This is a genomic window from Segatella maculosa OT 289, from assembly GCF_000243015.1.
Classification (GTDB): domain Bacteria; phylum Bacteroidota; class Bacteroidia; order Bacteroidales; family Bacteroidaceae; genus Prevotella; species Prevotella maculosa.
Genome location: NZ_JH594504.1, coordinates 90,696 through 105,790, shown reverse-complemented (window position 1 = coordinate 105,790; position 15,095 = coordinate 90,696). Strand labels below are relative to the sequence as shown.

The 15,095-nt window shown below is 47.3% G+C and carries 8 protein-coding genes; 1 reads left to right on the top strand and 7 read right to left on the bottom strand.

Annotation, left to right across the window (positions count from 1 at the left end; genetic code table 11):
• Positions 1 to 139 precede the first annotated feature (139 nt).
• Positions 140 to 1,276: a helix-turn-helix domain-containing protein gene (locus HMPREF9944_RS07725; protein WP_008565573.1), complete on the top strand. Its 1,137-nt coding sequence runs from the start codon at positions 140 to 142 to the stop codon at positions 1,274 to 1,276.
• A gap of 221 nt (positions 1,277 to 1,497) precedes the next feature.
• On the opposite strand, the gene HMPREF9944_RS07720 is transcribed toward HMPREF9944_RS07725, so the two are convergent.
• From HMPREF9944_RS07720 to HMPREF9944_RS07690, 7 genes are all read right to left on the bottom strand, one after another.
• Positions 1,498 to 3,237 (bottom strand): GH35 family beta-galactosidase, encoded by a 1,740-nt coding sequence (locus tag HMPREF9944_RS07720; protein ID WP_008565572.1) that lies wholly within the window; start codon positions 3,235 to 3,237, stop codon positions 1,498 to 1,500.
• Positions 3,238 to 3,300: 63 nt separating this feature from the next.
• On the bottom strand, positions 3,301 to 5,676 hold the full coding sequence (locus tag HMPREF9944_RS07715) for a glycoside hydrolase family 3 N-terminal domain-containing protein (protein ID WP_052300156.1): 2,376 nt from the start codon (positions 5,674 to 5,676) through the stop codon (positions 3,301 to 3,303).
• A complete protein-coding gene (locus tag HMPREF9944_RS07710) occupies positions 5,677 to 8,868 on the bottom strand; it encodes a family 78 glycoside hydrolase catalytic domain (RefSeq protein WP_008565570.1) in 3,192 nt (1,063 codons plus the stop codon).
• On the bottom strand, positions 8,856 to 11,123 hold the full coding sequence (gene bglX, locus HMPREF9944_RS07705) for a beta-glucosidase BglX (protein WP_081475821.1): 2,268 nt from the start codon (positions 11,121 to 11,123) through the stop codon (positions 8,856 to 8,858). The genes HMPREF9944_RS07710 and bglX overlap by 13 nt, the downstream gene beginning before the upstream one ends.
• A 93-nt stretch (positions 11,124 to 11,216) precedes the next feature.
• On the bottom strand, positions 11,217 to 12,125 hold the full coding sequence (locus tag HMPREF9944_RS07700; protein WP_008565566.1) for a sugar phosphate isomerase/epimerase family protein: 909 nt from the start codon (positions 12,123 to 12,125) through the stop codon (positions 11,217 to 11,219).
• A 132-nt stretch (positions 12,126 to 12,257) separates the two neighbouring features.
• Positions 12,258 to 12,641, bottom strand: coding sequence for a hypothetical protein (locus tag HMPREF9944_RS07695; RefSeq protein ID WP_008565565.1), 384 nt, complete (start codon positions 12,639 to 12,641; stop codon positions 12,258 to 12,260).
• Between the two features lie 47 nt (positions 12,642 to 12,688).
• Positions 12,689 to 15,034, bottom strand: a complete 2,346-nt coding sequence (locus HMPREF9944_RS07690) for a TonB-dependent receptor (protein ID WP_008565564.1) — start codon at positions 15,032 to 15,034, stop codon at positions 12,689 to 12,691.
• Positions 15,035 to 15,095 lie beyond the last annotated feature (61 nt).

Genomic DNA, 15,095 nt, shown 5'->3' with positions numbered 1-15,095 from the left:
GCTGCGCCTTGTCAATCCCCCTCTTCCATCAGATGAATGTTACAGAGAGATTGAAAATATCGACAACAAATATTAATTATTACAAATAAAATGGTTACATTTGCAAGGGACTACAATTGCTATAAGGTCTGAATAAGTCATGGGAACTGTCATCATCGCCTTCATCAACTGCGCACAGGCTCTTTTTTCAATCTTCCTTCTGCTGAGAAAGAAGCAGAAAAGAACGGCAGACCGCATTCTTTGCATCTGGCTGTTCGTCCTGCTATTGTCTTTTGCATTGGACATTGTGAAGTACTATTTTCATGTGAAAGGCTTTCTGTGGCCTGTTTCCAACGTGCTGGCACTGGCCATTCCCACTCTGCTTTATCTCTATTCGAAGTATATCGTGGGGCAGGGGACAGGCTTCCAACGGCGCGACTTCTTTCATTTCGCTCCCTTTCTGTGCGGTTGTCTCCTTGTGATTTTCCTCTCGTTCCAAAGGCTCGGGCACAGTTTTGCGAGCAATCAAACCTACTTTGACGGCCAAATTATCTTGAAATCCCTCCTTGGTTATGGCCTGATTCTGTCCATGTGGACCTACTGTGTCATGACGCTCGTCGGCATTCTCGGCTATCAAAAACGCATGAAGAACGCCTATTCTTTTGCGTCTTCCAAGATAAACCTGAACTGGATGCTGTTCTTGGTGGTGTTTTTCCTGCTGTTTTATAACTACACGATCATCGTGGCTGCCTATCAAGTCAAGGGCTATTCCTTGGGTATCATCGGCAAACTGGGCAATCCCGTCTCCCTGCTCATCACTTATGTGTTGAGTTATTTCGGCCTTCGTCAGCAATTGTTGATTACCGAGTATGCCGTTCCGATGCTCAATCAAGACCATGGGCACGTCCCCGATGCCACGCACTACGTGAAGTCGGGACTGAAAGACAGTCAGGCTTCACATTATGCCCGGCTCCTTGTCGATTCGATGGAGCAGCAGAAGGCGTGGAAAGACACCGAGCTTTCCATCGCAGGGCTTTCCTTTTTGACGGGAATTCCCAAGCATCACATCACGCAGACCCTCAATGAATACATGGGAAAGAACTTCTATACCTTCGTCAACGAGTACAGGGCCGAATACGCAAAGCATCTTATTTCGTCGAAGCAACACGCCAATTGGTCGTTCGTGGCCATCGCCTTTGAGAGCGGTTTCAACTCAAAGACGGCTTTCAACGTGTTCTTCAAGAAATATACGGGGCAGACTCCGTCGGAGTATCGCAGGTCTCATCTGCCTAAATGAGCCGCCACGGCACTCTTTCTCAACAGCATATCCAACCCCTTCGGCCAAGAGTGTTCCGTACCCACTGTAGTGAGTGTTCCGTACTCATGGTGATGAGTGTTCCGTACTCGTAGTGGCGAGTGTTCCGTACGCGTTCAGGCATAAAGAAAAGAGGCCTCTGCGTCATCATGCAGAGACCACCGATGTGATAAGTCATTATTGTGTCCGCCTCTTGCGTCTTTTCAAGGCTGTGCCACGCGCTTATAGCTGTAGAGTTTCAGCTTCACGATGTCTTGTTGAGTCTCTGGGCGGAACACATCGATAGACGTTGGGAACGAAACCGCCACGCCATGGGCCGTCTCGTCGCCGTTCAGCCTGCGCCTCACGGTCCATTTTCCACCTTCGAACTCGCCTTGCTCTGCATCGATGAGCTCGGCTGTCTTGGCATTGTCCTTGCATTCGAAGTTCATTCTCACGTTCCGGCCGGTGACGATGAACTCGTCGTCGCTCAATTGAATGAACATCGCAAAGGCAGCCTCGCCCTTTAGCTGATTGGTGTAGGACACATCGAACACCCAGTTGCCCATGGACACCTTGATGGAGCCGGCATCTTCTTTCTCCAGTTCGCCAGCATCGAAGTCCCATTCGCCCACGTTCACGCCTTTGATCTTGGGAATCACCTGCTTGAACACGGTCCGTATCTTCTTCGTACCTTGTGCGGCCGTGACATAAGGCATCAGCTGCGACAGCACTCTGTAGCATTCGGTCAGCGAAGTACCTTCCTGTATCCGTTCAACGCCGAAAGGTGCGAAGCCGATGCCAGCTCTTTCGCCCATGACCCACGTTGCCTTGGCTGCCATGTCCTCGCCCGGGCGGCATTCAGGAATGAAGAGCGTGTTTCCTTTGTGGGCGTATGCAAGACAATAGCGTTTGAATTCGGGGTGATAGATGTCGGGGCAGAGCAGGTCGATGCTCGGCGATGCGGCGCGATAGATGTCGAGCATGCTGTGTATCGGGCCTCCCGAGGGATAGCGCCCCGGCATGCCTTCGTGCTTGGGTTGCTTGAGCCACGCGTTGTAGTACATGGGAATGTCGTATGCTTTCTTGCCCGCTGCGGTCACTTGCTCTAGATATCGGGCGAAATGCCAAGCCATGAAAGCGTCTATGGCCACGGTACCGAAGGTCTCTTTCCAGTTTGCCCCGGCCTTTGTCTGCCTTGCCTTCCATGCCTTGGCCATGGCCGGTGTGAGGTCGGCCTCATGGGTATGGAGATATTTCAGCAGCTCCTGCGGCACGGCACTGTTGAAGAGCTTGCGGGCTACGGGCTGGCGGTCGATGTCGACACCGTATGCTCCGGCTTCGTTTTCCACCTGCATCATCACCACGGTATGGTGCGTGTCGGTCTCCTTGATGTGTTTCATCAGCTGGGCAAACGCTTTGGCATCGGCTTTCCATGAAGCCTCGAAGAAAGGCGAAAGGATATTCTTGTAATAGCTTGCTTGGTCGGCGCCACCGGTCAGGCCTTCTATGCTCGGTCCTATCATTCTTGGAAAGCGCTGTTGGTCGCGTCGCACCCAAGCGGGGGCAAAAGAGGAGAGCCCGTTCTTGTAAGAGGCAAACCAAATGACGACAAGTTTCAGGTTGTTCTTCTCGGCTTCTTTAATCAGTCCGTCAATAAGCGAGTAGTCGTATTTCCCTTCTTGTGGTTCGAATTGCTCCCACGATATGCTTGCGATGGCACTGTTGAGCCCCAGCTGTTTACATTTGGCAAGGCTTTCTGCGGCATAAGAGATGGAAGAAGACGAACTGTTGCCCAGCTCGCCGCACAAAAGCAGCATGGGTTTGCCGTCAACCACCAGTTGCGTGGCATTGCCGTTGTTTTTCAGATGCGGTTTGTTCGATGGTTGTGCACTTGCTTGGGCGCAGCATAAGGCGCAGACAGCGACGAGCACTGCGGTTTTTAAGTTATTGATGATATTCATAAAATATTGTGGTTATAATAATGACAATTGAAGTATGATGTGTTGCTCTACTGTCAAATTTTGTCAGAAGTTCAGTTTATCACTATACAGGTCTTCATCGAATGTTCGTTTAAGTTTAAAATTTACCGTTTGACGGATGTCTTTCGCTGATGCGGCGAAATACGCATGGTAGGTTCCTTTATCTGCTATCCAATGTTGTGATTGTTCATCAAATGAGCTGAGCATATAAATTGGTAAACGCATCGTTACTGTTTCGTCCTCTCCTGGCTGTAGCAATTTGGTTTTTGTGAAGGCTTTCAACTCTTTCTGAGGTTTGACCAATTCTCCTTGGGGGGCTGAAATATATAGTTGTACTACTTCTCGGCCGGCGTATTTGCCAGTATTCCTGATAGTGACGGTCGCAATGAATTCTTCTGTCGATGGAACGATTGTAGCATGTTCATATTTAAATGATGTGTAAGATAGTCCGTAACCGAATGGGTAGGATACGGCAATATGATTAGTATCAAAATATCGATAGCCTACATAGATACCTTCTGCATAATTCGTATAGTGGATGTTCTTTACCGGTTTGTCGTTTTCAGGCAGACGCTTTTTACCCAAAAAACCATGTTGCGCCCAGTCCCAATCATAGTTCTCATCCAGTGGAAAATTATCGTATGCAGGAGAATCTTTCAGTTTAGCGGGAAAAGAAACTGTGAGTTTGCCAGAGGGAGATATTTTTCCACCCAGTATGTCTGCAATGGCAAATCCTTTCTCCTGCCCGCCTTGCCAGGCACATAGGATTGCATCGGGTAATTCTTTCCATGTAGAGGTCTCTATGGGTATAGCAATGTCGAGGACAACGATGACCTTTTTGCCCACAGTATGATAGGCTGTACAAACCTTACTAAGTAACTCTTTTTCTCCTTGAGTAAGTTCAAAATCAATCGATCCGCAGTCTTTGCTTTCACCTGCTCCTTTGCCTAACACAATGACAGCGTAGTCATTACTCCTTGATTGTGCTTTCAAGTCGTTGTTTTCGAATTTCAGTTCCTGTATGTCCGGAGTCGCTTTAAACATTGTATATATCATGCCTCCCTCTGTAAGTTGTACTTCCTGAGCAGTCGTATCGATACCCAAATATTGCTTGTAGGTGTTGGCCAGAGTTTTGTTGACTTTGAATGATGCTACAGAAAGTCCGTGTTGTAACCCTACTTCACGATTATTCAGACTATAAGCAGCATTACCATAAAGGGCTATTTTGCTCCCGGCAGACATAGGCAAGGCGGCGTTATTTTTTAGTAACACCATTCCTTCTGAGGCAACCAGACGTGCTACGGTATGGTGGGTTTGCAGATCGGGAGCATTGCTAAAAGTATAATGGTTAAAGGCTGGTGTCTTCACAATATACTGCAAAATACGTTTCACATTTCGGTTAAGCACCTCTTCTTTCATGCTTCCATTTTTTACGGCACTTATAATGGCATCCCGTTGTATGGCATAGCCCGGCTCAACGATATCATTTCCTGCCTCAATCTGTTTTGCTCCATCCATGCCGGCATCCCAATCGCTCATCACAATCCCCTTGAAGCCCCATTCTCGGCGCAGTACATCTTCAAGAAGCCATTTGTTTTCCGAAGCATATACACCGTTGATTTTATTATAGGCAGACATTACCGTCCATGGCGAAGATGTCTTAACTGCTATTTCAAAACCTTTTAGATAGATTTCCCTCAAGGTTCGCATTGATATTTTGGCATCATTGATTTTGCGTGCTGTTTCTTGGTTGTTGGCTACAAAATGTTTTATCGATGTACCAACACCTTGACTCTGTACACCAGTTATATAGGCGGCTGCTATCCGCCCATTGAGAACAGGATCTTCTGTGAGATACTCTGCTGTACGTCCACAGAGTGGAAAACGCAAAATATTCATCGCCGGAGCAAGAATGGTTGCCACATTATACTCCTTGCACTCATTCCCTATACATCTACCCATTGTTTGTGCAGCTTCTATATCCCATGAACAAGCCATGAGTATTGGTGATGGGAATGCTGTGATTGGGAATTTTAGAGTGGAACCTTTACGTGTTTCTTTGATTCTAAGCCCCGATGGCCCATCAGCAAGATAGGTTTGGGGAAAACCGAAACGGTCCATTCCTGCAACTCCTCCTGTGGCACCTGCTATCCCCTTACCTGTATCGCGGAAGAAAGTTCCTACTCCACAGCAGAGGGTTGCTTTCTCTTCTAGATTCATAGCTTGTACCACTTCATCGATATTTTGAGATGATAGCTGTAAAGAATTTTGGGCAATTGCAACCTCGCCCATGATTATACTCAGGCCAATTAGTAAATACTTATGCATTGATGATAATGAGTTGAAGTATTTCATATTCTTACTATTCATTTTTCTTTTATATGTATTAGTTAAAAACACTTTTTTATTCAGTTCAGTCATTTAAAGTCTTATTTTGAACCGATGGCTACCGGCTTTCAGCTGTTGTGCCCTTATCGTGTCATTCGACTTCGTGAAAGAAGCGCCGACGGGCAATTGTACTTTTGCCGTCGTGTTGGCGGGAATGGTCACGCGCAAGGTTACGTTCTTGTTGTCCCGTATCTTCCATTCCGACACAATCTTTCCATAGACCGATTCGTATTCTCCTTTGGCCGAGGTGAGCCTACCGGTGGTATCGAACACGGGACTGATGATGATTTCCTTGTATCCCGGTGCTTCCGGAGTGGTGTTGATACCGGCCATGGCCCTGTACATCCATTCGGCAACGGCGCCGAAGGAGTAGTGATTAAATGAGTTCATCTTCGGGTCGCTCTTGTCGCTGTCCCAATGTTCCCACCATGTCGTTGCTCCCTGCCTGACCATGTAGCCCCATGAGGGAAAGGTTTCGTTGGTCAACAGGCGATAGGCAACGTCGGTCCGCCCGTTTTGGGAGAGGGCAAACAGCAGTCGAGGCGTACCCAAGAAGCCGGTTGTCAGGTGCCATTGGTTGGCTTCGATGGCTTTCACCAATTTGTCGGTGACAGCTTTCTTCAAGTTGTCGGGTATCAGTCCTGCATATAGTGCGAGAGCATAGCAGGTTTGGCTTCCGGAGCCAACGGTTCCGTCGGCCTTTACGAAGGTTCTTTGGAAAGTCTTTGCGATGCTGTCGTGCAAGGCCTCGTATGCTGTTGCTTCGGTGGTGTGTCCTGTGGCTTGGGCCATCTGTTTCATCATCTCGGCCATCATGGCCCATAGGGAATTACTGATGATACCGTTTGGCGTGGTCTTGTCGATACACAGCCAATCGCCCAGATACCCGCCATCACGATTGTAGCCCTTGCTGTTGCGAATCACGTAGTTCATGAAGTGGGTCATGGCCTGCCAGTTCTCGGTGATGATGCTTTTGTCTCCAAACTGCATCCATGAGCTCCATGGAACAATGACGGCAGCGTCTTCCCAGCCCGGCGAACCGTTCTTGCGGTTGTTCATTGGCACGGCAGGCGCCGTGTTGGTAACGCCTCCCTCGGTAGTCTGTTCGTCTTTGATATCGTTCATCCATTTATGGGTGAATGATGCAATGTCGAAGTTGTAGCTGCCCGTTCGCCAGAATACTTGTCCGTCGCCGGTGTACCCCAGTCTTTCGTCGCGTTGCGGACAGTCGGTAGGGACACTGATGAAGTTGCCGAGCTGCCCCCAGATGCCCAATGAATACATGCGGTTCACAATATCGCTCGAGGTTTCAACGCGTCCGGTCTTGTTGCCTACCGAACTCAATACGAGTGCGGTGACATCATTGTCCGAGAGAACGCCGGGATAGCCAGAGACTTCGATGTATCTGAAACCGTGGAAAGTGAAATGCTGTCTGTAGGTCGCTTCTCCGCCTTTGAGCACATAGCAGTCTTTCGCAGTTGCATTGCGCAGATTGTCGGTGTAGATGCTGTCAGGGGTTGCAAGTCTTTCTGCAAATCTCATGACAACAGCAGTCCCGGCTTCTCCTTTCAATCTCAGTTCGGTTATTCCGGCAAGGTTCTGTCCCATGTCTATGATCCAACGGTTGTCAGGAGTCTTGTGTATATGCTTAGGGCTTAGCCGTGTGAACGCTCTGACGGGTGCAGTGTTCTGCGGAGACAGTCTTGTATAATCGTTGCCCATAGGCTCGGCGTAGCGCCAGTGAACGTCGTTAAAAGAAGGTTCGTTCCATTTCTCTTGCTCAAGACGGGCGTCATAATATTCACCCGAATAGATTTCCGACTTCAATATTGGCGATATAGCAGTTTTCCAAGAGCCGTCGGTTGGAATCGTAACCGTTGTTCCATCGGTGAAAGTCACGTGAAGTTCTGCGATGAGCTTGTTGGATTGCCCCTCAAACAAGTCGTTCTCGCCGTTCCAACCCAGTGGACTTCCATACCAACCGTCGCCAAGTAGAGAACCGATTGCGTTTTCTCCTTCGTGCAGCAATCTTGTGACATCATACGTCTGGTAGATGATGCGTTTGTTATAGTTGGTAAACTCCGGCGTGAAATAGTCTTCTCCGGTTCGTTGTCCGTTGACGAACATCTCGTAGCTTCCAAGTGCAGTTGCATAGAGGCGGGCCGCCTTGATAGGTTTGTTCAAAACGAAGTTCTTTCGGAGCAAGATGGCCGGGGCCACCAGCGGCCCGGGGTTGAGTCCCATTCTTGGGTCGTCGAGTGTGCAGGACACGGTTGCCGTTTCCCAGTTGGACGCATTGTCGGGCCGGCACGCCCATTGTCCTTCCGATGTGGGATAAGTTCGGCGTTCTTGATGGTCTTCTACGACCAAGATTCCTGCGAAACCTGCATAACTTCCCGACAAGGTTTTCCGCGTGTCGCGGGTGAATGATGCCGTGCGGGCAGCATTCACTTTCACCTCGATGTTGTTTTCTCCTTTATGAAGATAGGGAAGGAGGTCTTGGCGTTCGAAAGATTGCCAACCTTTGTCTTTCTTATCGATGACGGCACCGTTGACGTAGAGCTCATAATCCCCGCGCACGGTCGTCTGTATGTATGCAGTCTGTGGAAGATGTTCGATGTTCAATGTCTTTCTGAACCATGCAATCGTCTTTCTTGGCACATCAAAAGCATTCTGAGCGGGCAGCCATATCCACTTTATCTGTTGCAAATCGGCACTCCCTATAGCATCGGTATGCCCGATCCATGTTGCGCTCCATTCGGTTGGAGTGAGCATGGATGTTTCAAAGAACGTTGGTTTTGACCATTTAGAAAGGCGTCCTTTGTTATCCCATATGCACACTTTCCACCAATAGGACCGGCGGGGTTGTAGTTTCTGTCCTTGATAGAGAATGGAAACTGATGTTCCACCTATCGTCTTTCCACTGTCCCAAACATCAGCCCGACCTTTATTCAACTTCTCTTGCGACGTAGCCACGAGTATCCGGTAGGCTGATTGGAGCCAGCCTTTCTCTTTTGTCTGTGTCTTCCATGATAGATTTGGAGTCGATGCAATGCATAATGGCGTCGTCTGATAGTTGCAACGCAGGTCTACAGGTATAGCATTTGCAGGTTGTGAAGCTGCCTGCTGTGTTCCAAAGAACATGCCTGCGGCTATCATGGCAAGACATGTGCGTAACTTGGCGCATGCCTTGTATAAAGGTTTCGTTGTCTTTATTTGTTCCATACGAAATGTGCCTCTTTAACGTCATCGGAATTGGTACCGATATAGAGATTGAACAATCCGGGTTCCCAGTCGTAGACGAGATGATGGTTGTAGAACTTCAACGCTTCGGGGGTAATATTGAAGGTAATCTTCTTGGTTTCACCCGGGGCGAGCATGACCTTTTGGTAGTCCTTCAGCTCCTTCACGGGGCGCGTTATGGAAGCCACAGGGTCGTTGATATAGAGTTGGACGGTCTCTTCTCCACTATATTTCCCGGTATTGGTAACGGATATGCTGGCCGTGATATGTTTCTTTGCACCGTTGACAATCGTGTCTGACAATACGATATCCCCATAGCGGAACGTAGTGTAGCTGAGTCCGTAGCCAAAGGGGAATAGCGGACTGTTCATTTCATCAAGATATTTGGATTTGAATTGTCCGCGGTCTCCGTCTTTAAAAGGTCTTCCTGTGTTCTTATGATTGTAGTAAATAGGTATCTGTCCTACGGAACGCGGGAAGGTCATCGTTAATTTCCCTGATGGATTGTATTTCCCCGAGAGCACATCGGCTATGGCATCGCCAGCCATCGTGCCCGGTCGCCATGCCGCGATGATGGCATCGGCATGAGGAATGATGTCGGTCAGTACCATGGGACGGCCACTTAATAATACCAAGATAACAGGCTTCCCCGTCTTTTTCAGTGCCTTTAGCAGTTCTTTCTGGCAGGCCGGCATGGAAATCTTTGTCATGGACCTTGCTTCTCCTGACAGCCATCTTGATTCTCCAAGGACGGCAACGACCACATCGGACTGATGAGCGAGTTCTACGGCCTCGGCTATCATCTTTGCTTGTTGTGCACTGTCGAAAGGTTCAAAGCTTTTCAGTGCGGGATCATCATTCATGTAAGTTCCGACAGCGGTCTTTACCTCGCGAAATTGCTTCTTCATGCCAGCCACGATGGAGACAACGCTGTCAATAACACCATCGGGCGACCACATGCTGAGCATTTCAGCCTTGTTGTCAAGGAACGGGCCAATCAGTGCTACACGGCTATCGGGCCGCAAGGGCAGTGTCTGTCTCTCGTTCTTCAAAAGAACCATGGCCCGTTGTGTTGCTTCCCGGGCTACGGCTTTATGCTCTTTGCTCAGAATGACCCGTTCGGCAAGTCCTTTCTGATAGCCTTTATAGGGGTCGTTGAAGAGGCCTAAGTCGTATTTCACTTCCAAAACTCTACGACAAGCCCGGTTGATGTAGCTTGTATCAATGTGACCTTCAGTAACGAGTTTTTCCATAAACATGCTATAGCATTCGCTTGCCATGTCCATGTCGGTTCCTGCCTTGATTGCTTTTTCGGCAGCTTCTTCATAGTCGGCAGCCACACCATGGGGTATGAGTTCCTGAACGGCATTATAGTCTGTCACCATAAAGCCTTTGAACCCCCATTGATTACGCAGCAAATCCGTGAGCAACCATTTGTTGGCCGTGGAGGGTATGCCCTCGACATCGTTGAATGAAGTCATGACACTTCCTGCCCCGGCTTCCACAGCTGCTTTATAAGGTGGCAGATAAACGTTGTACATGGTGACTCTGCTCATGTCGGTTGTGTTGTAATCGCGGCCAGCTTCTATTGCTCCATACATTCCGAAATGTTTCACACAAGCTAAAAGAGAAGTAGAGGCATCGAGATTTTCCCCTTGATAGCCTTTTACCATGGCGCGTGCAATGACACTTCCTAAGTATGGATCTTCGCCGGATCCTTCCATAACTCGGCCCCAACGAGGGTCACGGGTAATGTCAACCATGGGCGAATAGGTGTTGTTATAGCCAATGGCTGTGGCTTCTATGGCAGCTATTCGCGCTGTCTTTTTGATGAGTACGCTGTCCCATGTGCACGAAAGTCCAAGGGGAATGGGGAATACGGTCTTGTAACCATGTATGATATCAAGGGCAGAAAGCATGGGTATTTTCAATCTCGTCTGCTCTGCAAATGCCTCTTTTTCTCGGATACTTTCTGCGGTTCCTCTTAATGAAAGAACGTTTCCGGCAGTTCCATCCTTTAGTTTTTCCAAGGCTCTTTTTGTTTTGAAGGGTCCGGTTCCGGCGGTAGGCGTGACGAGATTGAGCTGTGCGATTTTTTCTTTCAGGGTCATGCGGGCCATGAGAGAGGAGATGAAGTATTCTTTTTCTTTGTGTTTTTTCTTATTCAATGAAGATATTGAAGCAGTCATTGACAGGCAAAGGCAAAGGACTGAAGATAAGGATATAATACGTTTCATGATGATACAATATTATGTAATGGATATTGATATTTCACTTTTAGAGAAATACTGTGCGAAGTTATTAGGTTTTTACACTGGTACAATGAAATTTTATTTTCGTTGATATGTTGCTTTTACAAATGGCGCATGGATAAGGTAGTCAATACTGATCTTCAAGCCTTCTTCCATACTCTTGCTTGCTTGTTCCAGCTCCACAATCGGATATTCAAGACCTGCTGTGTGGGCATTACGGAAGATAGCATCAAACCCTACCATGCCGCTTTGTCCAATCTCTCTGTAGTCTTTAATGTGAAGAAGCTTGAAACGTCCTGGATATTTTTTGAAATAGGCTACAGGGCTTTCTTTAGCTAATACAACCCAATAGACATCCATTTCAAAGAAAACATAGTTGGGGTTAGTGTGCTGTAGCAGATAATCCATCATTTTTTCTTTACCTTCTACGAGTTGGAATTCGTGGGAATGATTGTGATAACCATATTTAATACCATTTTCTCTGCATAATTCTCCAATCGCATTAAGATAGTTACAGTATGTTTGGAGTTCTTTTATGGTTGCTGGTTTTCCTATAGTTGGAGTCACAATATACGACACTCCTACTGCCTTGTGGGCTTTTATACAATCTTTCCACCACATCATGGATTCACTGAAGTCTCCACTTTCCAATTCATTTTTCTTTAATGGTTTGGCACAATGAGATGATAACACCTGTAATCCGGCATGCTTAACGTCGAGTCTGAAGGTCTCCGGACTGCGACCATAGAATTTCCCATCCCCGACGTAGCAGGCAGCTTCAATACCTGTATATCCCATTTTGGCCAACTTCCTGAAAACCGGCATATAGTCATGGTTATAATTTCTGGTGACAAAACTGCCAATCTCATCTCGAAGAGAATATAGCTGCACGGCTATTTTCTTCTTTTTTGCTTTCTGGGCATGTACTATGGTTGGCACTATCAGTCCCATCGCCAATATCATCAGTAGAATAATTCTCTTTGTCATCTTCTTGATAAAAACAGGTATATGAGTTTTATTGAAAAATTGTCGTGTTGATAGAGTTTTGCATTCGTAAGTTATAATGCGTTTACCGTTCTCTGTTCAACCACGACAATTTTTCTGTTAAGACAAAAAAGTTTATTTGTCTTCTTTCACTTTGGTTCCGACAGCATCGAACATGTCCATCATAGAACCTTCAACTTTGTTGTCAGCTACTTTCTCGAGATAGAGGTATACATCGTAACCTTGTGCAACCCAATAGGCTGTGATTTTGTCATTTTTTACTTCTAAACGAGTAAACGGAGTTTCTTTTCCTTGGTCATCACAGGTAGCGCCGGTGATCTTACCTTCAGCATTCCGCTTGAACACGACTTTCATGTTAGAATCGCCATTGGGGGTTCCTTTGACGGTGATGTTCCATGTCCCGACGAAGAAACTACCTACTTCTTTGTTCTCTTGAGCATTTGCAGTAAAGGCTACGAAAAGTAACATGGCTGCGAGGATAAAACGAATCTGTTTCATAATTTTGTTGAATTAAAAGTTTGAATATTTGGTTTGTCAATGATTTTTTAGAACTTTATGTCTACTGTGAACTCAAATGTACGTGGGCGGATTGCGCTTGCGATGACAGTACGATTGATATAAGCTTCGTCCGTCTTTAGCTGGCTAGCTCCCTGCACGGTTCCTTTGGCTCCTCTTTGATTGAGGAAGTTGACAATTTGGAGCTTCAGATTCACGTTGCGGTTCACGCGATAGTCCAAACCGCCGAAGGTCTCCCACCATGCATTGTAGCTGAAGGCATTGGTGGGATTGCCATACTGCTTGCCGAAGTAACGGAGGCTTACCCATGCACGCATCTTTCGGTTCATGAATGAGTAGCTGGGGTCGATTTCCATCAGCACCTTTGACAGTTCCGGTATGACCTTGTTGTTGTAGGAATACTCCTCGTTGAACGCAGAATATGCGAAATGCTTGTATTGCGGGTTTTGCAACGTGAGTAGGAAGTGGATATTGAAATTCTTGAACGGGGTCGCAACAATGTCGGTAGACCAGCCGAAGGTTCGGATATTGTAGAATATAGGACTGAAATCAGCCTTCTCTGTCGGGTTCTTCGGGTTCTGAATGGTAGCCGCGGTGTAGCGGATGTTACGTTTCTCAATGCCAGTGATCTTGGAGACGATGCTCAGGTTCTTCAAGTTCCAGAAGATACCGGCGCCATAATTGATCACCTTTTGTTCGTAATTCATGGGCACCGTCGTGCGTGGGGCCGGGTCGCCGGCGGCGGCAATGGGGTTGCCGAGCGCATCTCGGTTGCTGTAGTCCCAATAGTAGTCCCACCAAGAATTGTAGGTGAGGTCGGCCAGCATACCGAATGTGCGGGTCAGCTTGACAACGGCGTTTGCTATGCCCACCTTGTTCCATTTGTTATTGAAGTTATGCTGGATATATGGAATGTTGCCGATGAATTCTTTCGATGAATAATAAGGAGAGTGGGTATCCTTGATGTTCTGATGTTCGATGCGAAGCCCAAAGCCCAAGTCGAGCCATTTGGCTGGACTGAAGTCGTCTGAAGCATAAAGTGCTATCTTCGAGAAGCGGTCGTTCGTGTAGCTTCCATAACTCTTGGCGGCCGACATCAGACCGTGGTCGTCGGTGAGCTTCATTGGACCCACACTCCAGTCGAGTAGCATTGGATTGGGCTGAACGGTTTGGAAGAACATACCACCGTAGGAAACATATTTACGAGCGTTCTGTTGGAAGGTAAGGCCCAGTCGGGTGCTGTGTATGCCGAATTTCTTTGTCAACTCGGAGCGCAGAACCCAATAATGAATCTTTGATTGCGGGATAATTTGGTTGTTCACCATCTGTACAGCACCCGTGTAAGGAGTGTTCGTTCCGAATTGGTTAAAACTCCAATGCTTGGCATCATATTGGTCTTTATCGTAGACACCGATACTGATAGGGAAGGTGATGGCCACAGGCGTGTTCATGTATTGCCACATGCCCGTATAGGTGAGTTTGTAACCTTTGTTGAATTTGTGCTCACCCGTGATATACAAGTTGTGAGATGTTGAGCGTCTGTAAGTGTCATCATTCAAATCTGCCCACTTGCTTTCCCCATTGAACGGCTCGATATAGGGGATTAAACCCGTGCGAAGCGAGTAAGAATCCTTGCCGATCTTAAAGTTCGGAAGTTCTTCCGTCTTCCCGTTTCCTTTATACAACACCGGGAAATAGTTGGAGATGGCAACACTTTTGGAATCAACCAATTTGTACAATACACGCACGTATCCATTCTTGTAGGTCTTTTGTAATGCCGCTTTGATCATTGATGTGCGCGACTGCCATGGCGTGTACATGTAATTGGTACCGTTGCCGCGTTCGAAGTCTTGATAAAGATTGAGCATATAGCCCCAGCCCCCCTTTGCCAAAGGACCCGTCAAGGTGACATCATAGCGTGAAGAACCGAAGCTGTTGGCATTTAATTGTGCATAACCTTTGAATCTGGAAGAGGCTTCACGGTCGGAAGATTGTACGGCATAGCCTACTTTACCATAGGTGAGGGCTCCTTCAGCAAATGACAATAGTCCCATTTTCGACAAACTTGTTCCATTTCGCCATGCATAAGTGGGAATAGTTGGCCAGAAGTAATACACAACAGGAACATCGTTCTCCAAGATAATGATGTCTCCAGAGAAGGGCAAACCTATGTTGACGTTTCGAGGTCCTTGGTTTCCCTCTGCATTCAGCATCACATTGCGGTTCTTTTCCTCTTTGTTGTTAAAATTGGTGGTGCTGGTTTGCACTTTCGTTGTGTCGCTTGTCGTCACTTGGGCATAAGCCTTACCGGTCGAGCCTGCCAAAATGCAGCAGAGACCACAGGCGAAAAGCATTCTCTTTTCTTTGTGCTTCATAATTTTGGTTGTTGTTTAAGTTATTTGAAATTTAGATTTCTGGCCCAAAGATATGTTGTTT